The organism is Ekhidna sp., from assembly GCF_965228795.1.
Lineage (GTDB): Bacteria > Bacteroidota > Bacteroidia > Cytophagales > Cyclobacteriaceae > Ekhidna.
The window spans coordinates 38,950-59,582 of the sequence record NZ_OZ245839.1 but is presented as its reverse complement, the minus strand read 5'-3'; the positions used below and the strand labels follow the sequence as shown (position 1 = coordinate 59,582).

Annotated in this window: 20 protein-coding genes; 7 read left to right on the top strand and 13 right to left on the bottom strand. The window is 40.1% G+C overall.

Features of this window, described 5'->3' with window-relative positions; genetic code table 11:
- Position 1: 1 nt before the first annotated feature.
- Genes ACQK2H_RS00200 through ACQK2H_RS00175 form a run of 6 tightly spaced genes read right to left on the bottom strand, consistent with a single transcriptional unit; the run spans position 2 to position 5,420 of the window.
- The gene (locus tag ACQK2H_RS00200) at positions 2–1,291 is read right to left on the bottom strand and encodes a hemolysin family protein (RefSeq protein WP_425389455.1); all 1,290 of its coding nucleotides are present in this window, start codon (positions 1,289–1,291) and stop codon (positions 2–4) included.
- Positions 1,284–1,511 carry a hypothetical protein gene (locus ACQK2H_RS00195; protein ID WP_425389454.1) on the bottom strand — a complete coding sequence of 76 codons (228 nt, stop codon included), beginning with the start codon at positions 1,509–1,511 and terminating at the stop codon, positions 1,284–1,286. Before ACQK2H_RS00195 ends, ACQK2H_RS00200 begins: the two co-directional genes overlap by 8 nt.
- Positions 1,508–2,098 (bottom strand): LPS export ABC transporter periplasmic protein LptC, encoded by a 591-nt coding sequence (gene lptC / locus ACQK2H_RS00190; RefSeq protein WP_425389453.1) that lies wholly within the window; start codon positions 2,096–2,098, stop codon positions 1,508–1,510. Before lptC ends, ACQK2H_RS00195 begins: the two co-directional genes overlap by 4 nt.
- Before the next feature lie 31 nt (positions 2,099–2,129).
- A complete protein-coding gene (locus ACQK2H_RS00185; protein WP_425389452.1) occupies positions 2,130–3,446 on the bottom strand; it encodes a hypothetical protein in 1,317 nt (438 codons plus the stop codon).
- Positions 3,447–3,459: 13 nt separating this feature from the next.
- A complete protein-coding gene (locus ACQK2H_RS00180) occupies positions 3,460–4,704 on the bottom strand; it encodes a hypothetical protein (protein ID WP_425389451.1) in 1,245 nt (414 codons plus the stop codon).
- Between the two features lie 2 nt (positions 4,705–4,706).
- A complete protein-coding gene (locus ACQK2H_RS00175) occupies positions 4,707–5,420 on the bottom strand; it encodes a type III pantothenate kinase (RefSeq protein ID WP_425389450.1) in 714 nt (237 codons plus the stop codon).
- A gap of 12 nt (positions 5,421–5,432) precedes the next feature.
- Between ACQK2H_RS00175 and ACQK2H_RS00170 the strand changes: the two genes are divergently transcribed.
- The 4 genes from ACQK2H_RS00170 to ACQK2H_RS00155 all read left to right on the top strand — a co-directional run bounded on the left by ACQK2H_RS00170 (position 5,433) and on the right by ACQK2H_RS00155 (position 10,367).
- Positions 5,433–6,467 (top strand): anhydro-N-acetylmuramic acid kinase, encoded by a 1,035-nt coding sequence (locus ACQK2H_RS00170; RefSeq protein WP_425389449.1) that lies wholly within the window; start codon positions 5,433–5,435, stop codon positions 6,465–6,467.
- Between the two features lie 39 nt (positions 6,468–6,506).
- On the top strand, positions 6,507–7,739 hold the full coding sequence (locus ACQK2H_RS00165; RefSeq protein ID WP_425389448.1) for a Glu/Leu/Phe/Val dehydrogenase dimerization domain-containing protein: 1,233 nt from the start codon (positions 6,507–6,509) through the stop codon (positions 7,737–7,739).
- A gap of 64 nt (positions 7,740–7,803) precedes the next feature.
- Positions 7,804–9,288 carry a sodium:proton antiporter gene (locus ACQK2H_RS00160; protein WP_425389447.1) on the top strand — a complete coding sequence of 495 codons (1,485 nt, stop codon included), beginning with the start codon at positions 7,804–7,806 and terminating at the stop codon, positions 9,286–9,288.
- A gap of 92 nt (positions 9,289–9,380) precedes the next feature.
- Complete coding sequence (locus tag ACQK2H_RS00155; protein WP_425389446.1) at positions 9,381–10,367, top strand: TerC family protein; 987 nt, start codon at positions 9,381–9,383, stop codon at positions 10,365–10,367.
- Positions 10,368–10,369: 2 nt separating this feature from the next.
- Here ACQK2H_RS00155 and purE read toward each other — a convergent pair whose 3' ends face one another.
- The gene (purE, locus tag ACQK2H_RS00150; protein WP_425389445.1) at positions 10,370–10,861 is read right to left on the bottom strand and encodes a 5-(carboxyamino)imidazole ribonucleotide mutase; all 492 of its coding nucleotides are present in this window, start codon (positions 10,859–10,861) and stop codon (positions 10,370–10,372) included.
- Positions 10,861–12,003, bottom strand: a complete 1,143-nt coding sequence (locus ACQK2H_RS00145) for a 5-(carboxyamino)imidazole ribonucleotide synthase (protein ID WP_425389444.1) — start codon at positions 12,001–12,003, stop codon at positions 10,861–10,863. The genes purE and ACQK2H_RS00145 overlap by 1 nt, the downstream gene beginning before the upstream one ends.
- Positions 12,004–12,067: 64 nt before the next feature.
- Between ACQK2H_RS00145 and ACQK2H_RS00140 the strand changes: the two genes are divergently transcribed.
- Complete coding sequence (locus ACQK2H_RS00140; RefSeq protein ID WP_425389443.1) at positions 12,068–12,199, top strand: hypothetical protein; 132 nt, start codon at positions 12,068–12,070, stop codon at positions 12,197–12,199.
- Here the strand turns inward: ACQK2H_RS00140 and ACQK2H_RS00135 are convergent.
- From ACQK2H_RS00135 to ACQK2H_RS00125, 3 genes are read right to left on the bottom strand one after another with little or no spacing between them, the layout of a single operon-like run.
- The gene (locus ACQK2H_RS00135; protein WP_425389442.1) at positions 12,182–12,808 is read right to left on the bottom strand and encodes a DUF2306 domain-containing protein; all 627 of its coding nucleotides are present in this window, start codon (positions 12,806–12,808) and stop codon (positions 12,182–12,184) included. The genes ACQK2H_RS00140 and ACQK2H_RS00135 overlap by 18 nt on opposite strands.
- A gap of 2 nt (positions 12,809–12,810) precedes the next feature.
- Positions 12,811–15,195, bottom strand: coding sequence for a bifunctional UDP-N-acetylmuramoyl-tripeptide:D-alanyl-D-alanine ligase/alanine racemase (locus ACQK2H_RS00130; RefSeq protein ID WP_425389441.1), 2,385 nt, complete (start codon positions 15,193–15,195; stop codon positions 12,811–12,813).
- A 3-nt stretch (positions 15,196–15,198) separates the two neighbouring features.
- Complete coding sequence (locus ACQK2H_RS00125; RefSeq protein ID WP_425389440.1) at positions 15,199–16,026, bottom strand: GNAT family N-acetyltransferase; 828 nt, start codon at positions 16,024–16,026, stop codon at positions 15,199–15,201.
- 99 nt (positions 16,027–16,125) lie between these two features.
- Between ACQK2H_RS00125 and ACQK2H_RS00120 the strand changes: the two genes are divergently transcribed.
- On the top strand, positions 16,126–17,388 hold the full coding sequence (locus tag ACQK2H_RS00120) for an adenylate/guanylate cyclase domain-containing protein (protein WP_425389439.1): 1,263 nt from the start codon (positions 16,126–16,128) through the stop codon (positions 17,386–17,388).
- 1 nt (position 17,389) lies between these two features.
- The gene (ppk1, locus tag ACQK2H_RS00115) at positions 17,390–19,378 is read left to right on the top strand and encodes a polyphosphate kinase 1 (protein WP_425389438.1); all 1,989 of its coding nucleotides are present in this window, start codon (positions 17,390–17,392) and stop codon (positions 19,376–19,378) included.
- Here ppk1 and ACQK2H_RS00110 read toward each other — a convergent pair.
- Together ACQK2H_RS00110 and ACQK2H_RS00105 are read right to left on the bottom strand one after the other, a co-directional pair.
- The gene (locus ACQK2H_RS00110) at positions 19,356–19,979 is read right to left on the bottom strand and encodes a Pycsar system effector family protein (protein WP_425389437.1); all 624 of its coding nucleotides are present in this window, start codon (positions 19,977–19,979) and stop codon (positions 19,356–19,358) included. The genes ppk1 and ACQK2H_RS00110 overlap by 23 nt on opposite strands.
- Positions 19,958–20,587 (bottom strand): HD domain-containing protein, encoded by a 630-nt coding sequence (locus tag ACQK2H_RS00105; protein WP_425389436.1) that lies wholly within the window; start codon positions 20,585–20,587, stop codon positions 19,958–19,960. Before ACQK2H_RS00105 ends, ACQK2H_RS00110 begins: the two co-directional genes overlap by 22 nt.
- Positions 20,588–20,633 lie beyond the last annotated feature (46 nt).

Here is a 20,633-nt window from a genome sequence, read left to right as displayed (position 1 = left end):
TTTACACCAGCTCTTCAGTATTGATCAATGTCAACTTCACTTTATCAATTCGATTCTCCTCCATGGTGAAAATCGTAATAATAAATGGAGGTATCTCTATCACCTCATTAACTTCAGGTATGTCTTCATGGTAAGCGAAAATAAGTCCTCCAAGGGTGTCGTATTCTCCCTCGGGAAGAGAAAGTTCGTATCGATCATTGAGGTAGTCGATTTCATGCCGGGCACTGAAGATAAAGTTGTATTCGTCCAACTGCTGCTCAGTTAAATACTCATCGTCATGCTCATCACGGATCTCGCCAAATATCTCCTCAATCACATCTTCAATACTCACCAGACCTGATGTTCCCCCGTATTCATCTACCACCAAAGCCAAACTCTTTCGATCCGTGATGAACTGAATCAAAAGCTCATTTGCAAGCATGGTCTCCGGCACGATTGGAATTTCTGTTAAAATATTTTTTACCTCATCCGGTTTTTTAAACAACTCCAACGCATGGCAGTAGCCAATCACCTCATCGATTGATTCCTTGTAAACGAGAATCTTTGAATGTCCGCTTTCAACAAACTGTTTTTTTAGATCTTCTATGGGATCGTTAACATCTACAGCGATAATTTCTGTTCTTGGGATCATGCATTCCCGCACCTTGATAGTCTTAAACTCAATGGCATTATTGAAAATCTTCGCATCAATCTCCGCTTCCTCCTCATCTTTAATGTTGAGAATGTTGTTTTTGATGTAATTATTTAAATCCGTCAGACCAAAAACCGGCTTTTCATCCGAAAGCCTATAACCGAACATCCAGATAAATACCGATGAAATTTTAACGATTAGAAAGACTACCGGATACATTAACACATAGATGACTCCCATTGGGATGGCAAACAGTCTAAGTGAAAAGTCCGGATTGATCAGGAAGAGACTCTTTGGAAGAAATTCTGCTGTAAGCAGCACCAGGGCTGTCGAAAGTACAGATTGAATGATAAGCACCAATACATCGGAGGAGGAACCAATGAACATTTCCAAAAATGAAGCTACCCAGGGTTCAAGGAGTCCAGCCATGTAAATACCATAAAGTACCAGGGCAATGTTATTTCCTACCAGCATGGTGGCCAGAAACTGAGATTGATTTCCTGTAAACAGTGCTAAAATACGTCCGGCAAAGGTGCCTTTCTTCTTTAGTACTTCTATGTGGAGCTTGTCAGCCGACACAAACGCTATTTCCATTCCTGAAAAAAACGCTGAGAAGAATAAACAGAGAAGTATGATCAAATAGGGGAGCGGATCATCCATGCTTTCGCTTCTTTTTCTTTTGTTTGTTGGAAGACTTTTTTAGTGCTTCCTTCTCTCGGGTTTGTCTTTGGCCTTTGCGATATCCGTATAAAAATAAGAGGGTCAGACTAAACATAAAAATCCAATAGGACTCTGCCAACCCTACAACTATTGCTTGGTCTACTCCTACAATGAAGGTAACGAATACAAGAACGAATAAAATGATATCGAACAGTTTCATTGTTTTTTCGGTCGTGGAGTTAGCGGAATATCTCTTTGTTGGGATCTGTTTGGATCATCTTCGAGTGTAAACGTTCCACTAGGTTTTAAGATTCTATATTCAGTAAAATCCTGATTAGACTCCATTCCTTCTCCGGTATGCACTTCATCTTCAGACTTGATGGTCACAAACTTTTCCGTGTAAAATTTTTCCTCTCTTTGACTCCAGAATAACTCTTCGGTCTTTAATTCATCATTCTTAGCTAAACTCTTCACAATGACATTGCCTTCAGCGCGATAGAGGTTTTCCTCTTGAGTAAAATAAACATAGTTAGCCCTAAAATAGCTTGTGACCTGTCCTTTGCTATTGAACCATTCGACATAGAACCCTTCCGGCCACTCCTGGTCTCCGTTCTCGAAATTATTCTGAACGTCTGAATTAAGTTTCATGACCACAATCCCTGAGTCGCTTACAAATGTGATAGAGCTATCCATAGATGAAAGTGGACCTTCGTATAAAGGCGCATCAATCAGATCTTTACGCTGACTGCATGCCAGGAGCACCACCCATAGGATAATAAAGAAAAAGCGACCTTGAAACGCTTTCAAGGTCGCAATTATGTGTATCGTTAGCTTGATATTAGTTTGCAGGTCTTCTTTCAAGTGCAACAGTCACATTGATCCAACATCCGATGGTAATAGACTGACCCTCTTCCATATTTTCATTGAAGATATCCTCAATCGATGGGAACTGAGCTTTTGCAGCAGCCATAGCTTGTGAGTTACCAGCCTTTTTGTATTCATTGTATGCAGCAATAAAAACAGCTCGGTCTTGTACCTGGCTTTTTTCCTCTTTGCAGATGTCGAAACTACTCATATATAAGTCACCAATAAGCTTGTACGCATCTTTATAAGAAGGATCGAATGAAAGTGCTCTTCTAGCACTGTTTCTTGCGGTAGACTTTTGACCATTCTTCATATGAATTCGGGCAATGTTCACGTACATTTCAGCTTTCTCAGAGTTGTCATCAGTCAGTCCAGCCGCTTCCCCGAAATATTCAATTGCTTTTGCATCGTTACCATCTTGTCCGTTTTTCTGTGCCATGAATTTAGCAACACCGTATGTGGGTTCGTTTGCTTGCACAATTCCTGCTGCTTTCAAAGCAAGTGGACTATCTAAACACTTACCTTTCAACATTAGTCCAAAAATCTTTTTAGCCATGTTCAGATCATCGCCATCATCAAGTTTAGGACCTAGTCTCTCCTCTACGAAATCACAGCTAATCTCAACCTTCGTTGCAGTTAAAAGTCTGTCAACTAGATCTGCAGAACTGTCTATTTTTTTGCGTTGAGATTCACTAGCATTCTGTTTTTGCTTAGCCAAAGCTTCGGATATTTCGGAATAAGTATTAATAACTATTTCATCCGTAAGTCTTTTATACAAGTAGTTCTTGTACACCATGTCCATATAAGCAACTAAAGAACCTCTTCTCAGGTCAGAGCCATTCAATTCAAATGCTTCTTTGAAGTATTCATAAACATTGAAGTACTGCTCTTTATCCTTTCTGTAAAAGCTATATGCATATATTGCTTTTCTCTCTTGTATATCTGCTTTGTCTTCCGGATACACTTCCATCCTTTTGTCAAAGAGTCTCAAACCTTTTTGAATGTACTCTTCTTTTTTTGCTGCATCAGTCTCTTTTTCTGCTAATGCTTGATAGATATCCACTCCATTTATATAAATGGAAGGATTAAGGTCTGGAGTGTTTTCAAGGAGCCAATTGAGAGGCGCTAAAGCTGCTTCATAATTTTTGGCCTTTTTGGCATCCGTGTAAAGAACATTCTTTTCTTTGGCTATATCCACCTGCTCTCCCCAGTTCCAGCCATTTTGGGCGTTAGCTCCTATAGCGATTGATAGGAAAAAAGTTAACCCGAGTATTTTAGTAATCGTCTTCATAACTCACATTTTGCTAGTCATACTTTCTTTTTATGAACCATCTGTCGTTAATGGTTGCCCCTATAACAACTTTATAATAGGTTTCCTTAATAAGTCCATTAGATGATTCTCCAAGCTGGCCATATTTAAAGGCAACATCTAAACTTGAAAAGCCACTAACTGGTAAAGAGGCACCAAAATTAATACCAAAATCTATAAGTGCCTGATCATTTACGATATATGGCAATTTCTGATAGTTAAAACCTGCCGCATATTTGATGCGTCTCCAATACGAATTAACGTCATCATAGTCCGGAGTGTACTCTCCCCCCACTGCAATCTTGAATGAATTGTTGTACAATGCAGTAGGACTTCCGGCCTTACTCCATCCACTAAATTCCATATCAGCCCCGATGGTATAGTGGTTTAGCTTCTGATAAGAAACGCCAAAACCAAATGTTTGAGGTAAGTCAAACTGAATACTTTCTGTTCCAACTTCAACAGTTTCCAGCTCAGATCCTGAAGTAGACAAGCGAATCAATGAAAGTTCTGAATTGCCATTGATTGGACTCTTTGGAGAATAGGTAGCCCCAAAATTCAAATATTTTTCTTCGGTCATTTTGTGACGATAGCCCAGGCCAAAAAGAAAATTGAAGTCAGAATATGACTCTAATTCTTCATAAGTAGCAGCACTAAAAGGAACATCTGTGCCACCAATTGAGATAATGGATGTCTTTTTGATAGACCCGAATGTGTAATTCATCTTTAGGCCCACTAACAGCTTTTCTTTTATTCTGAAACCATTCGACCAATAGAAATTGGTCAATCCACCTTCTCCTCTGTTATCGGACACCTGACTAACAGAGCCATTGGTTCCGGGTATTTCTCCCTCCGAAAAAGTATTATAGCTTACTGAGCTGTAGGGAAGTATTCCAAATGAAGACGACCACTTTCCGGCCATGATTGGAAAAGCATAACCCAAGAAACGCAAACCACCATCAGTTCCGCTCCCGGAAATGTCTTCTCCGGAAAAATTTCTTCGGTCTACATTTAAGCCCAGCTGAAATGTGCTAAATGTATTATATACGAGGTTTGCCGGGTTTTGACTATTAATGTGCCAGATGGTTGGAGTGCCTATTCCTATTTCACCTTGCGCCACATTATTAGGCATACCTTGGTGGTTTAAGCTACCAAGGCCCTGAAATGAGTATACTGACTGTGACTGAGCTAACTGCCCAAACAATAAACAACAGGCAATCCCAGCTATTATCCTTTTCATTACTACTGATACTTCCAAATTCGGTATAGACCCTTCTGCACAATTTTTGAGCCAGCAAAGATGTGAGCTTTTAGTTTGGATTCAAAGAAATGAGCGTCTCCGCCTGAGATAATCGTGTTAAGACTTGTGAAATCTTTACTTAATGTCCTTAAAACGCCATTTATTTCATGAATAATCCCCCAAAAAGATCCACTGTAAAGGCATTCTTTTGTTGTTTTTCCCAGGTCGCCGGAGGCTAATGTTTGCCACTCTTCTGAAATATCCGGGAGCTGATCTGTAAAATGAGACATGGCATTCATTCGCATTCTCAACCCGGGGGAAATAATTCCACCCCGAAACACTCCCGTTTTATCTATCAGGTCAATGGTCATGCACGTTCCAAAATCAATGACCAAGTTGTCTTTATCAGGAAACAGTTCATGAGCTCCCACAGCCGCAGCAATTCGATCAGCCCCTAAGGTTTCAGGAGTTTCATAATCTAACCTAATGGGCAAAGGAGTTTTATGGCTTAAAATGATCGTCTCGGGTCTTCCAAGAATATCAGCAGGTAATTTCCTAACCGAGGAAATGATCATAGGAGATGATTCATGTAATGAAGCGAGCTCCTTGAAGTCTGAGACTTTTTCAGTAGTGCTAAATTGACCGTCAATAACTTGCGTTATTTTAATGGAGCTGTTCCCAACATCAACTAATATTACTTCAGTATTATTTGTCACAACGCAAAGGAAATGAAAAAATCCACCTATCGTGTAATCGGTGCTATGGCAGGATCCTCAATGGATGGATTAGATCTTGCTTTGGTTAAGTTTAATTGTGATGAAGTAGGCTGGGGTTTTGAACTGCTTGATGGCACGACGATACCTTATCATAAAGAATTGGAAGAACGTCTGAGTAAATCACCGGTGCTTACTCATCAGGATCAATTAAAGCTGGATGATGATTTTGGGCAGTGGATTTCTAACCAAATTATCACTTTTGGAATTCATCAAGTTGATTTATTGGCTATCCACGGTCACACTGTAATTCATGAACCTAAGAAGGGAATTAGCTGGCAATTGGGCAATGGTGAATTGATCGCAAAAAATACACGAGCAACAACAGTTACTGATTTTAGAGCTGAGGACATAAGATTGGGTGGGCAGGGAGCACCATTGGTGCCTTTCGGTGACTTTCATTTGTTCCCGGATTATGATGCATGTCTTAACCTCGGTGGAATTTGCAATGTTTCCATAAAAAAGAACCAAACGGCCTGGGATATATGTCCATGCAACCAGGTTTTGAATTACTTCTCAAATCAGCTCGGGCAAGAATATGATAAAGATGGTAGGTTAGCTAAAGCGGGAGAGTTTGATCTTGATTTTTATAATCAGTTAACTCAATTAAACTTTTTTTCAGAAGCGCCACCGAAATCATTAGCCAATAATTACCTGAAAGAAGAATTTTTATCATCTATTGATCCCATTCAAGGCTTGCATACCTATAGTCATTTCATTGCCAGGCAGATCAGCAAGGACCTCAAAAACAAGGGAAACAGACTGCTAGTTACCGGAGGCGGGGCATTTAACACTTATTTAATTGACCTTTTGAAGAAAGAGCTTTCTTCTTGGGAGATCATTGTTCCGGATCCAAAACTTGTTGAGTTTAAAGAAGCTATTGTCTTTGCGTTTTTAGGCTTAAAACGGCTGATAGGGGAGGTGAACGTGCTTTCTTCTACTACGGGGGCTTCAGAAGACAGCTCATCTGGTGTGATTCATCTTCCGTAATGATTAGATTTGCGCCCTCAAAATATTCAACAACTCACAATGAAAGAACTCCTTAACAAATTTGAAAATAAGAAACCTGAAATTGTTTTTGAATGGTCAGATCCTGAAACCGATGCTGAAGGCTGGGTTGTCATCAACTCATTAAGAGGTGGAGCTGCCGGTGGTGGTACTCGGATGAGAAAAGGTCTGGATAAGCGGGAAGTTGAATCCCTGGCTAAAACCATGGAAATTAAGTTCACGGTTTCAGGCCCGCAGATCGGTGGAGCAAAATCAGGGATTAATTTCGATCCTAATGACCCACGAAAAGAAGGAGTGCTAAAAAGATGGTACCATGCGGTGTACCCTCTTTTAAAGAACTATTATGGCACAGGTGGTGATCTAAACGTAGATGAGATTCATGAAGTAATTCCAATTACCGAGGACTTTGGTCTTTGGCACCCACAGGAAGGGATAGTAAATGGACATTATAATCCTCGTAAGCCCACAAAAATCCATATGCTAGGCCGCTTAAGACAAGGTGTTTCAAAAGTATTGGAGGATCAGGAATACGTGCCTGACTCGCCGAAGAAATATGTGGTGGCTGACATGATCACCGGATATGGTGTAGCTGAGGCAGTAAGACATTATTATCAGATTTGGGGAGGAGACATCACAGAAAAAAGAGCAATCATCCAGGGATGGGGAAATGTAGGGTCCACTGCTGCACTCTACCTTGCCAAATACGGAGTGAAAATAGTTGGCATCATTGATCGGGTAGGTGGGCTTATAAACCCTGATGGCTACTCGTTGGATGAGATCAAGAAGCTTTTCCATGACAAAGAAGGAAATAAGCTTGTCGCAGATAATCTTATCCCTTTTGAAGAGGTGAATCAGAAAATTTGGGAGATGGGCGCAGAGGTATTTATTCCTGCAGCTGCCTCTAGATTGGTATCAAAGGATCAGGCGGAGGCGATGATTAATAATGACTTGGAAGTTGTGTCTTGTGGTGCTAACGTTCCATTTAATGATACGGAAATTTTCTACGGACCAATTGCGGAATTTGTTGATAAGAAGGTTTCTCTTTTACCGGATTTCATCGCAAACTGTGGCATGGCAAGAACATTTGCATTCTTAATGGATCCAAAAAATGATGATGTGCTTACAGATGCAGATATCTTTAATGACTGCTCTAAAACGATTGGAAATGCCTTACAGGCTGTCCACAAAGAGAATAACACCCGTGTAAACCTTGCTGAAACCGCTTTTACTATTTCATTAAATAAGCTGGTATAAGTTAAAGTAGGTTTGTTTTTCTCTTTGCTAATGATAACTTAGTATTAATCTGTAACGCCTAAGGATGATCCAAAGAATTCTTGTTGCTTGTTTGTTCATGTGCACGATCGCGTTTGCCAACGCAAGCGATAATGTGCCTATACAAGATCAACAGGAAACGCACCAAACATTGGATCATGATACGGGCGATGAAGATGGTCATGCTTCGATAAAGCCTGCTGTTTGGAGTGTGTTGCCGTTCGTTTTGCTACTGCTCATGATAGCAACCGGACCGCTATTCTATCCCCACTTTTGGCATAAGAGCTATCCGGTAATATCTATCATTTTAGCTCTTGTCGTTTGTATTTACTATTTGTTTTTCCTCCATAATCACCACAGTCCGGTTCACTCTACAGCGGAATACGTTCAGTTTATCGCGCTATTAGCAGGGCTCTTTGTGGCTTCAGGAGGGATTTTAATAAAAGTAGACAAGGAAGCCAGGCCGCTTACGAATGTTATCATCCTTGCAATTGGTGCAGTCATTGCTAATATCATTGGGACAACAGGTGCATCCATGCTATTGATCCGTCCTTTCATTCGACTCAACAAAAACAGGATCAAACCATACCACATCGTCTTTTTCATTTTCATTGTTAGTAATGTTGGAGGTTCTTTAACTCCAATAGGAGATCCACCTTTGTTTTTGGGGTTCTTAAAAGGAATACCTTTTGAGTGGACGCTGATTCATAATCTGGTGCCCTGGGCCATTGCATGTATCATCTTGTTGGTTTTCTTCTTTTTGTTTGATGTGAGAAACAAGACCAATTACGCACTTATGAGAGGGGATGAGGAGGAAGAAGAACCACCTACCGGGAAGGTTCAGCTCGTGGGAAAACGTAATTTCCTTTGGTTGGCTATTGTGGTTGGGGCAGTATTCCTTGATCCTAATGTATTTGAATGGGTGCCTGGGATCAACTACATGGGGCAGAAGTTTTCTTATATCAGGGAAATAATCATGCTGTTAGCTGCATTTGGATCGTTTAGATACGCTGACCTTCAGGCAATTCAGGGAAATGAATTCAGCTTTGAGCCTATTCGGGAAGTAGCGTTTCTTTTCATTGGCATCTTCTTTACTATGATGCCGGCACTTGAGTTGGTTAGTGAATTTGCACAATCGCCCGAAGGAGAAAAATTAATTCGTCCAAGTACACTGTACTGGGGAACGGGAATTTTGAGTGGTTTTTTAGATAATGCACCCACCTATGTAAACTTCCTGACGGCCTCCATGGCTAGTGTTGGTGCTGATGTAAATAAAATTCAAGAGGTAATTGCCTTCGCAAACAATGAGTATCCAGACTCACTGCTTGATCTTATGGCCATTTCGCTTGGTGCTGTTTTCTTTGGAGCGTTTACTTATATTGGCAATGGCCCTAATTTCATGGTAAAATCGATTGCAGAGCAAGTAGGTATTAAGATGCCTTCATTCTTTTCTTATATTATTAAATACTCTATTCCGATCCTTTTACCAGTCTTAATTATCATTTGGCTCCTTTTCTTTATGGGGCACTGATGATGGAGGCTTCTATATCGACTAAAATTTTCTTTATTTGTGCTGAATTGCTTAATTTGGAATGCGCCCTCTAAGAATAATCGCCTATAATAATGTTGCTTAATTTATTTACAGGTCAGAACGAGGGACTCCTTTTTGGAGTCTTCGGTGTTATTATTGTTGTCTTTCTGATTGTTGATCTGGGTGTTTTCCATAAAAAACATCAAAAGGTTACTCAAAAAGAGGCACTTCAACAATCAATTTTTTGGGTGCTGGTATCCGTCGGATATGGCACTTTGATTTACTTCTATGGAGAAGGACCAGCCGCCACGTTGGAGTTCTTTTCTGCCTATGTAACAGAAAAAGCGTTATCTGTTGACAATATTTTTGTTATCCTGCTCATCCTGCGCTATTTCAATGTCAAGGAAGAGTACTATCATAACATTCTTTTTTGGGGTATTCTAGGTGCAATAGTTTTTAGAGCGGTCTTCATCTTTGTTGGAGCGTTACTCATTGCGGAGTTCCATTGGATCCTTTATGTGTTTGGTGTATTCTTGGTTTATTCCGGAATCAAGCTGTTTAGTGAAGATGACGACATGGAACTTGAGCCGGAGAAAAACCCGCTTCTCAAAGCTGCCAAGAAAGTGCTTCCTATGAGCACATCAGATAAGGGCGGAAAGTTTTGGTTTAGAGAGAATGGAAAGTTGTTTTTTACTCCGGTATTCCTGGTTATTATTCTTATCGAATCTACCGACTTAATATTTGCAGTTGACTCAATACCAGCGGCTTTTGCCATTACTCAAAATGAGTTTGTGATTTATACATCAAACATTTTTGCTGTGATGGGTCTACGAGCAATGTTCTTCTTGCTAGCAAACGTGCTGGATAAATTCTATCTACTGCAGAAAGGCTTGTCTATTGTGCTAATCTTTATTGGTGCCAAGATGCTGGCTGAGATTTTTGATATCCATGTGCCAATCTACTTATCGTTCAGCGTAATTATTGGGGCACTGGTTTTTGCTATCGTATTGTCATTGATTTTTCCTAAGGATGAAACTCCTGAGGAAATCATTGAAGAAAAACTGCCGGCAGACGAATAGTTCTATTTTTCCAGGCTTTTTACACTATCCATAACTTTATCCCTCAGAGCGTCTTTGTATTTCTGGAGGTTGTCGGCAATTTCACTATCGGTAGTACCTACAATTTCTGCTGCTAATATCCCGGCGTTTTTAGCACCATCCAGGGCCACAGTAGCCACAGGGATACCTCCCGGCATTTGAAGGATTGAAAGGATAGAGTCCCAGCCGTCAATGGAGTTGCTTGACTTTACTGGCACGCCGATAACCGGTAGTGTAGTTAATGAAGCAACCATGCCCGGTAAATGAGCAGCGCCACCAGCTCCTGCAATAATGACTTGCAGCCCTTTGTCTCTCGCACCTTCTGCATATTCTAGCATACGATGAGGGGTTCTGTGAGCAGATACAATCGTTAATTCAAACTCAACTTGTAGTTCACTGAGAATATCAGCTGCTTGTTGCATCACAGGGAGATCAGATTTACTCCCCATTATAATTCCAACTTTAGGTGAAGCCATTATGCTTTTACTTTTAATGTGTTTTTTACTTTTCGTGCCTTATCCTTCAGTTCACCAATATCATCGCTGGTGATTGTCACATGCCCCATCTTTCGGAAAGGCTTGGTCAATTTCTTTCCATAAAGATGCACATAAACACCTTTCATTCCCATGCATGTCTCAAGACCTTCATATTGAGCATTTCCGGTATGTCCATCTTCACCTAACAAATTGACCATTGCTGCCGGTGTGATCAACTCAGTAGACCCTATTGGCATATTCAAAATAGCGCGTAGGTGCTGTTCAAATTGCGAGGTGCGGTTAGCTTCTATGGTATGGTGGCCGGAATTGTGTGTACGTGGCGCTACTTCATTGACTAATATTTCGCCATCTTTAGTTAAGAACATTTCTACCGCTAACAGCCCAACCATGTCTAGTTTCTCAATCACATCTTTAGCAAGATTATATGCTTTTTCCTCGGTCTCGCTTGTGATCTGAGCCGGGGCGAATAAAAATTCCACAAGATTATGCTCGGGGTGATATGAAAGCTCCACTACTGGAAAGCACGACATCTCGCCTCTTTCATTTCTGGCAACAACAACGCTTAACTCTTTCTCAAAATCAATAAGCTTCTCAAGTAAGCCGGGCTTATCAAATGCTTTGCTAAGATCTTCTGATGAGCGAATGATTTGAACGCCTCTACCATCATACCCTTCCGTGCCCAGTTTATTTACAGCAGGAATCATATCTGCATGCTTGGCCACATCCGATGCATTTTCTGTCAGGACGAACTCTGAGGTAGGAATTCTATTGGCTTTATAAAATGTTTTCTGTTTTCTCTTGTCTTGAATTAATTCAATGATCTGAGGTTGTGGGAATATAGTTACCCCTTCCTTCTGGAGTTTTTTTAGTGCAGACACACTCACATTTTCGATTTCAATCGTTATTAAATCGAACTGTTTTCCCCACTCATAGACAAGCTCTTCATCAGTGAGTTTACCTACTGAGAAGTTTTGAACAAGATGGGCACAGGGAGCATTCTCATCCGGATCAAGGATGGAAATATCTAAATTATAATCGATGGCTGACTGGATCATCATGCGGCCAAGCTGACCGCCACCAAGGACGCCAATTTTTAGATCGGTAATGTCTTTTTTAGGCATGCGGCAAAGATAACCCTAGTCGTTAGATAGAGTTAAAGAAATAGAAGACTACATTTAATAGTTTATGGGAAAGAAAAAAACAGATAAGGAGAAAGCAGAGAAAAAAGAGAAATCAAAGAAGAACTCTGAGGAGAAGGAAGAGACTGGTTTTCCTGAAGACGTTGATTTTAAACGATTTTTAGGGTGTGGTGGATAGGTATTTTCGTTGAATGATCCACTCTGCTACAAATAAGTTTGGAACCCAGCAAAACCATGAGATGGCTTGATACGCTTCAGTGTCCGGCACTCCTGCCACAATCATCAACGGCATAAATATCCGCAGTGTAACCGCTCCCAATGTTACTGCAAAGCTTCTGATCATCCATCGTTCATGAGCCTGTATATCACCACCTTTAATGCGATTAAATGCCAGGACGGTAAAGGCAAACCAGCAAAGGGCCATCATGCCAAACCCCAGTATATTATTGAATCCACCATTGGCATAAATGGCCATGTAGAATGCCGCTGGAGAGCTGATCAATACGATTGCAACAATATATAAGTAACCTATGCGCCGATGGATTTGAATGTACTTAGACCTGAAGTTTTTTAAGAACTGTGTCCAGCCAAGCCCCAATGCAATAGCGCCTCCAATGAAATGCATATGAAACGCAACTCTCCAAATAGATGCATCCGCTGCTCCATTGATTTTAAACGAATAAAAATCATCTCTGAAAAAATGAGACAGTGCATAAAGAGATACTCCAATGCAAAAGAATCCGTAGATGCCATTGCGTAGTTTGATGATAGGCTTGGTTTTAGTCATGGTCATTCAGATATAAAGACACGTTTTACACGGTTACTTACATTGGTGAGAATTTCATATGGAATGGTATTGGCCCATTGTGCCAAATCCTGGATTCCCGGGTGCTCACCGAATATAAGGACAGGGTCTCCTTCTTCAACGTTTCCATCGGTGACATCAATCATGGTCATATCCATGCAAATATTGCCGATGGTAGGACATAAGGTCCCATTGACATTCATGGTAGCATTTCCATTTCCAAATACTCTGAGGTAGCCGTCTTCATAACCGATTGGAATGATGGCGATTTTACTATCTCTGGTCACTTTTCCTTTGCGTGAATACCCAACAGTTTCCCCAGCTTTGAGGTGTTGTATTTGTGATACGATCGATTTTAACTGACTGGTATGTTTGAGCTTGAGCTGACCGGTCGGATCAAACCCGTGTAGCCCAATACCCAACCTGACCATATCAAAATGATATTGCGGCCATCGAACGGTACCTGGAGAGTTGCAAGCATGCTTGATGGGTTGATAGCCTAATGTATCGGAGATGCGACGGTAGGCATCCAGAAAAAGATTTGCCTGATTTTCAGTATAGTCATCTTCCTGAATAATATCGGCACTGGAAAAATGAGTAAACACTCCCTCAACTTGTACCTGAGGGTTTGCTTTAAGCAGCTTAAGAAGTTCATCAATTTTATCTGGAGAAAATCCCAACCGATGCATGCCGGTATCAATTTTCAAGTGAATTTTTGGATGATCAGAGGTGTCTTTTAGCATCCTTTTGAAATGGGATATGCTAAATATTTCTGCCTGCAAGTCAAAACGCTCAAATTGTTCAAAGCTTTCAGTATGAGGATTCATGATCATAATTGGAATGTTAATTCCGTTCTTCCTCAATTGAATAGCTTCATCCACATAAGCGACTCCTAACATGTCTACTTGTTGGTGCTGTAGAAAGTTGGCGACTTCTAAAAGACCGCTTCCATATGCATTAGCCTTTACCATCACCATTAATTTAGTTTCCGGTTTTAGTAATGATCGGTACTGGTTTAGGTTATACTGAAGGGATTCAAAGTTCACCTCTAAGACAGTGCCATGGCTGGTAGCTTCTAATCTGGAGACTACTTTTTCCAATTCAAAATTCCGTGCACCTTTTACAACAATCATCTCGTCCTGAAAATCAGGCATGTTTGCAAGTAGGTCTTCAGTGTTTTGAAAGAAAGATGATTCTTTTGAAAAGGTAGTGGCAGAGGCACTAATTCGAGGGCCAACGCCAATCAGTCTATGAATGTTTTTCCGAGCTAGTAAATCGGCGATATCTTGATACAGTACATTATCAGGTTTACCGGAGTGCATCAGATCTGAGAGTATTAGCGTTTTTTTCTCGTTTTCCTTATGAGACTCTAAGTAATCAAGGGCTACTTTAAGTCCGGCTTCATCGTTGTTGTAAGAGTCATCCAGTATGTAACACCCATTGATTCCTTTCTTCAATTCAAGTCGCATTGGGATACCTTCTAGTAGATTGAGCCCCTTTTGAATTTCTTTTTGGGAAAGCCCCAGTTCCAATGAGGTCACAACAGCATGAGTGAGATTTTCGAGTTGTGTAAGTCCGTCAAAATCAATAATAAAGGCAATGTTATTTACGGTTATGGAGCCGTTTTTCCAGGTCACCTGGTAGTTAGATTTATCATTTAAACTCCATGAAACAATCTTTTCGCCCAACTTATCAGCGATCAATCTAAAATGTTCTTGATCACTCCTGCAGACCACTTTTTCGCAATCAGAAAATAGGCTGATCTTTTCTTTAAGCTTATGCTCAATGCTGTCAAACCCATCGTCATGCGCCTGACCAATATTTGTCAATATACCAATGGTAGGTTGGATGATTTTTTGGAGACTCTCCATTTCCCCACTATTAGATATTCCGGCTTCAAAAACACCTACATCATGAGTGTTTCTCATCTCCAAAAGCGATAGCGGTACTCCGATTTGCGAGTTGTAGCTTTTAGGACTTTTTATCACTAAAAATCGCTCGGAAAGGATCGTAGATAGCCACTCTTTTACAGTTGTTTTACCGTTACTTCCGGTTATTGCAATGACAGGAACATCAAATTGAGATCTGTGTTTTAGACCTATCAACTGCAGCGCTTTGACTGAATTCTCTACAATGAAAGTGTTTGCATCCGCAAGCTCAATTGGGCGTTGAAGAATAAAGTTTCTAACCCCCTTCTCCCAGGCATGTTTAGCAAAATCGTGCCCATCTCTCTTGCCTTTTATCGCCACAAATACTTCATGCCTGGCTCCTGTTAAATTTCTGGAATCCATAGAAAATCGACTGATTTCTACATCAGAATAGACATTAAGATCACCAGCTATCGCATGCGGCAGTTGTGAAAAAAGCATCACCTAAATTATCAATTCCATTTCAAACTGGTTCACCTGATTTTGGAATCCGCATTTTTTCAGAAAAGCATCAAAGCCAAATTCATCATCAGGAATATTCATAATAGTAAGTGGTTTTTTGGCTTCAGATTGAGCTTTAAAAAGTAATGCTTCACCTACTCCTTTTTGACGTTGTGATCTGTCTACAGCCATCTGCGAGATTCTTCCCAGATGGGGCTGAAAAATTAGATGTCCTAATACCTTGTCTCCCTCTTTTGCGAGAAGTACAGTTTCAAAGCCTCTTTTTAGGTGTTCAGAACTATCGATGAATGAGGGTTCAAAATCAGAGAACATGAAATTGGCATCAGAGATATCTCCCTGCACAACTTTGATCTCAGAGTGGGTCTTAAATTCCTTTTCTAACTTATAGCAATGAAACCTCCGCTTGAAGGTGAATCCTATTTTTTCATATAGCGACACAGCCTTTTGGTTATTTTCTACCACTTCCAACAAGATACGTGCTAAGAATTGGCTTTGAATTTTGGGAATAAGAAACTCATACATTCGCTCGGCAGTATGCTGATTTCTAAATCCGGGCAGGACTCCAGTACCTCCGTTATAGGCTGTGGGGATATCTTGATAAAAATTGGACGTGTGAAGTATAAACCCAGTCATTTCATCTCCATCAAAGCTACCAGCGGAAATATCCATGTTATATAGTAGCTTCTTGTGAATTCGATATGAGAATTCATCTTTCGTGGGTTGAAATTTCACTGAATTATCAGAAAATGCTATCTTGAATGTATGGTATAGCTTTTCGAAATCTCCTTCTGAAATCAATCGTATATTCATAAACAAATCCACAAAAACGGGAACCAACAGGACCTGAAAATGTCTTATTAGTTGCGGTATTATTAAAATTACACTTATCCAGCCAAAAGAGAAGCGTTCATGCAGCTAGAAGATTTAGAAAAATGCATAGATCTTGAAATCGTAAAGACCGAAAAGAGACGGCTTGAGATTTTTATTGGCATTCTCATCATAGGACTGATTCTGCTGCTAACGAATATTGTTTTCTTTCCTACCACCATCTCAGACACCTTTTTAGATGATCTTAGCATCAAACTTGGCGTCTATACCTCCGCCATATTTGTAGTTATTCTCCTAATATCCAGATGGATGGTTGGTAAGATAGCTCACTGTGAGAAGCCGCTTCCTATTTGGTATAAATACTATTCAGTGATTTCTGATTCTGTGGTGCCTTTCATTTGGTTGTTCTTCATCATCAGGTGGGAAGGAAGTGGTATTTTTCTTGACTCGCCGCTGATTTTCATTTTTGTGCCAATAATCATCGTTTCTGCCCTTTATTTAAATTTTTGGATAAGCTTTTTAAATGGGCTTCTGATCTCAACGATTTATGGAGTGATCATTTATTGGACGTTTGAAAACTATGATACTTCCTCTATGCTTCCGTCGATTGTTTACTATACGAAAGCGATTATGTTTCTATTGGCGGGTACATGTGCCGGACTGGTTGCAAATGAGTTGAGCAAACGATTGACGGTCGCCATTAAAACACAGGAGGAGAGAGACCAGATAGAATCTTTATTTAGCAAACAGGTATCGAAGGAGGTGGTACAGGCGCTTACTGAATCAGGAGGGGCGAGCTTTAAAATAAAAGCCTCTGTACTATTTCTGGACATCAGGGATTTTACAAAAAGGGTACAAACGCTTTCTCCGGAGGAGGTAAACAAATTTCAAAATCGATTTTTCGGACCAATCATGGACTGCATTCACGATAATGATGGTATGATTAATCAGATCATGGGGGATGGACTCATGGCTTCTTTTGCCTCTCAGGATGGAGATACTCCTGAAAATGCTTTTAAGGCAGCCAGGGATATCTTATCGAAAGTGAGTCAAATGAATAAGTCTGACTGGAGCGATGAAATCAAAGTGGGTATAGGTATCCACAATGGAGAAATCATTGCAGGGAATATTGGTAACAGTACCCGACAGCAATTCTCGATTTCAGGAATTCCGGTTATTACTGCGGCGAGACTGGAACAATTGACGAAAGATTATCAGTGTTCTTGGTTAGTTTCATCACATTTTTACAAGGATGTCCAACACCTTGCAAAAAATGGCACCTCATTAGGGGCAGTGAAACTCAAGGGAATAGATCAGGAAATGGAAATCATCAAATTAGCTTAATGTGAAATTATTCGACCGGGACCTAAGTTGGCTTTCATTCAATTATAGAGTCCTGATGGAGGCTATGGATGATTCTGTGCCACTTCTCGAAAGACTGAGATTCATTGCTATATACTCTTCAAATCTGGATGAATTTTTCCGTGTACGGGTGGCCAACATTCGGAATATCAAGCAGATTGATAAAAAGAAAATAAATAAGCGAGTTGATTTTGATGCCAAATTGTTATTGGAGGATATTCACAGAGAGGTAAGTCATCAACTAGGTGAGTATGGCAAGGTTTTAAAGGGAATCATTCAGGAATTCAGCACAAAAGGATATCATATTTGTACAAAGGTCGATGAAATTCCTCAATCGCTACATCCTCAGTTACTTCATTACTTCAAGACAAAAATAGCGGCATATCTCAAGCCAATAGATTTGGCTAGTCGGGAGGAACTATTTCTCGATAATCAAGCCATTTACCTGGTGGTCACGGTTGAATCGGGCAAAATCTTTATTCTGAATATCCCTTCTAATGAGTTAGGCAGATTCTCCAACTATCGGGTTGGTGATGATCATTACCATCTATTTATAGATGATATTATTCGATTGCATCTGGATCTCGTTTTTCCTGATTTCAAAATAACCGGTTCTTATTCAATCAAACTCAACAAGGATGCTGACCTGCAAATAGATGATGAATTTGAAGGCAACCTGGTAAGAAAAATTGAGAAGCAAATCCAAAAAAGGAACCTGGGAATTCCTTCACGTTTTTTATACGATGCAGCAATGGATGATAAATCCTTATCAATCCTGGCAGAGAAACTTCAATTATCACCTGAAGATATGATCACCGGTGGAAGGTATCACAATCTGAATGATTTTTTTGAAATTCAGGTTTCGAATCCAGCGTTTTCATATGATAATCGCTCATCGATTATTGTTCCGGATTTACAAAAAAGCCCATCCGTTTTTAGATGTATTGAAATGCAGGATTTCCTCCTGCACTTTCCATATCAATCGTACGACTACATTCTTCAGTTTTTTAATGAAGCTGCGATAGATCCGGATGTAGAAGAAATCAATGTCACTTTCTATCGAATGGCGAAAAACTCCATGATAGGAGAGGCATTAATTAGTGCAGCCAAGAATGGAAAAAAGGTTGCTGTTTTCATGGAGGTGAAGGCTCGTTTTGATGAAAAAAATAATTTGGACTGGGCTCAGAAAATGAAGGATGCCGGTGTAAAGATCATTTATAGTTTGCCTGGCTTGAAAGTGCATGCTAAAGTGGCTCTGGTAAAGAAGAAGGATAAAATGTATGGTTTTTTCGGAACCGGCAACCTAAACGAAAAAACCTCAGAAATTTACTGTGATCATGGTTTGCTCACTACTCATGAAGCAATGACACAGGAGCTATCCAACTTATTTCAGCACTTGCTGACTAAGTACACACCACCATCATTTGGGCATCTGATCGTTTCACAATTTGGTGCTTTGGAACAGTTTCATTCAAAAATCGATCGTGAAATACGGATGGCAGAGGCTGGTAAGGAGGCCAGAATCATCGTGAAAGTAAACAACTTGCAAGAAGTCTCATTAATTGAAAAGCTATATGAGGCGAGTAAGAAGGGAGTGGATGTAAAGCTTATTGTAAGAAGTATTTGCTGTCTTGTGCCAAACAAAAATTTACAAGTCAAGCGCATCGTTGATCGATACCTTGAACATGGCCGGGTTTTTTATTTCCACAACGATGATAACCCCGAAATATACCTTGGCTCAGCAGACTGGATGAATAGAAACCTGCATCGAAGAATCGAGGTGTGCTACCCGATTTATAGTGATGCCATGAAGCAAGAGATCTTAACCATATTAAAATTTCAGTGGCAAGATGACATAAAGGGAGTGTGGCTCTCGCAGAAGATGAAGAATAAGCGACCGAAAGCTGATCGAAATATTCGTGCCCAGGAGGAAACGTATAATTATCTGCTTAATAAGGATAAGGTGACTTAAAGAACAATTCTGCAACAATGAAGCCCAGAATTGCAAGTACAAAACCAAACATGAAAATGGTATAGCTAATGCGCAGTAACTTGTATTTCTTACCAAGCACTGCACCTAAAAAATAAATGTCCTTGATCATGCTGCCGTACAAGTAATCAGCATCTTTAAGCATTTCTTTCATCCCCCATTTATAATCGTCAAGGCTCATGCGATGAAAATTTCCGAAGAATAGCAAGTTCGCTTTCTTATCGATGATGTCTTCATGTTTGAACTTGCCCTTGGTGACGTTGGGGCGTGTAGCCAACACCGCAAAAACTATTGTAGTAAGGCAAACAAGCGTTAGCATGATTGCCGGTATTGTCATGTGCGGATATTCTTCAAGTTTCCTTATTAGCACCGATACGAGCACTGATAAAATGATGGAGTTAATGGAGATCATGATATTAGCCTTGTTGTCGGCTATGGCACTGAGTTCCATGTGGTTTTTAGAGGTTGTTCGAAACATGGTTTCAATACCCCTGGTAGGTTTAAGCTCCTTTGCTTTTTTTACTTTCTTTTTGAGCTTAGAAACTTTTTCTTCTAGTTCTTCTACTTTTTCGCCTTCTGCCATGATTTTAAGCGATCTCTTACTTTTTTGAGATTTTCTTTAACTGCAAGCTCATAATTCTTTCTTGCATATTCTGTAAAAAAACAATGTTTATCAAGAAACTCTTCATTCATTTGAAACCATTCACTCTCAGGGATCTTGCAGAACTTGGTATTCTCAATTTCCTTGTGGAGTAGGTTGGCCTTGTGAAAATAGTTTTCATCAGCCAGGTGCATTAAGTCTGCATCACACAATACTTTCTCCATGGTATTGGTAGGATTTTGTGGCATTTGAGTTGCCATTATACATCCTATTACCTTCTCCGTTTTTTCTTCAGGGTAGTCGAGTTTATTAAGAAACTCCTTAGCCAAAGAAGCACCATTTTTCTCATGGTTTTCACACCCTTTGGTGTAGCCTATATCATGAAACCAGGCAGCAATCTGAACGATTTCCATTTCTTCATCACTTAGATTCTGGGTAGCAGCTATCTCTTCTGCAGATGCTACTACATCAAGCGTATGATTGATGGAATGATAGGTCATATGATCTGCCAGCTGTTTGGATAGCACTTCAATCACATGATCTTTAACCCTATTTACTATTGAACGCTCAGACATCTTTCCTCCATTCATTCACAAATTAGAACAAAAATTAAGCAAATTAGTGTTGTAGCCTAGA

What these genes read in the sequence shown, in the direction of transcription:
- ACQK2H_RS00200 (WP_425389455.1), bottom strand. Translation starts at nt 1,291, where the DNA reads ATGGATGATCCGCTCCCCTATTTGATCATACTTCTCTGTTTATTCTTC.
- ACQK2H_RS00195 (WP_425389454.1), bottom strand. Translation starts at nt 1,511, where the DNA reads ATGAAACTGTTCGATATCATTTTATTCGTTCTTGTATTCGTTACCTTC.
- ACQK2H_RS00185 (WP_425389452.1), bottom strand. Translation starts at nt 3,446, where the DNA reads ATGAAGACGATTACTAAAATACTCGGGTTAACTTTTTTCCTATCAATC.
- ACQK2H_RS00180 (WP_425389451.1), bottom strand. Translation starts at nt 4,704, where the DNA reads ATGAAAAGGATAATAGCTGGGATTGCCTGTTGTTTATTGTTTGGGCAG.
- ACQK2H_RS00170 (WP_425389449.1), top strand. Translation starts at nt 5,433, where the DNA reads ATGAAAAAATCCACCTATCGTGTAATCGGTGCTATGGCAGGATCCTCA.
- ACQK2H_RS00165 (WP_425389448.1), top strand. Translation starts at nt 6,507, where the DNA reads ATGAAAGAACTCCTTAACAAATTTGAAAATAAGAAACCTGAAATTGTT.
- ACQK2H_RS00160 (WP_425389447.1), top strand. Translation starts at nt 7,804, where the DNA reads ATGATCCAAAGAATTCTTGTTGCTTGTTTGTTCATGTGCACGATCGCG.
- ACQK2H_RS00155 (WP_425389446.1), top strand. Translation starts at nt 9,381, where the DNA reads ATGTTGCTTAATTTATTTACAGGTCAGAACGAGGGACTCCTTTTTGGA.
- purE (WP_425389445.1), bottom strand. Translation starts at nt 10,861, where the DNA reads ATGGCTTCACCTAAAGTTGGAATTATAATGGGGAGTAAATCTGATCTC.
- ACQK2H_RS00145 (WP_425389444.1), bottom strand. Translation starts at nt 12,003, where the DNA reads ATGCCTAAAAAAGACATTACCGATCTAAAAATTGGCGTCCTTGGTGGC.
- ACQK2H_RS00140 (WP_425389443.1), top strand. Translation starts at nt 12,068, where the DNA reads ATGGGAAAGAAAAAAACAGATAAGGAGAAAGCAGAGAAAAAAGAGAAA.
- ACQK2H_RS00135 (WP_425389442.1), bottom strand. Translation starts at nt 12,808, where the DNA reads ATGACTAAAACCAAGCCTATCATCAAACTACGCAATGGCATCTACGGA.
- ACQK2H_RS00130 (WP_425389441.1), bottom strand. Translation starts at nt 15,195, where the DNA reads ATGCTTTTTTCACAACTGCCGCATGCGATAGCTGGTGATCTTAATGTC.
- ACQK2H_RS00125 (WP_425389440.1), bottom strand. Translation starts at nt 16,026, where the DNA reads ATGAATATACGATTGATTTCAGAAGGAGATTTCGAAAAGCTATACCAT.
- ACQK2H_RS00120 (WP_425389439.1), top strand. Translation starts at nt 16,126, where the DNA reads ATGCAGCTAGAAGATTTAGAAAAATGCATAGATCTTGAAATCGTAAAG.
- ACQK2H_RS00110 (WP_425389437.1), bottom strand. Translation starts at nt 19,979, where the DNA reads ATGGCAGAAGGCGAAAAAGTAGAAGAACTAGAAGAAAAAGTTTCTAAG.
- ACQK2H_RS00105 (WP_425389436.1), bottom strand. Translation starts at nt 20,587, where the DNA reads ATGAATGGAGGAAAGATGTCTGAGCGTTCAATAGTAAATAGGGTTAAA.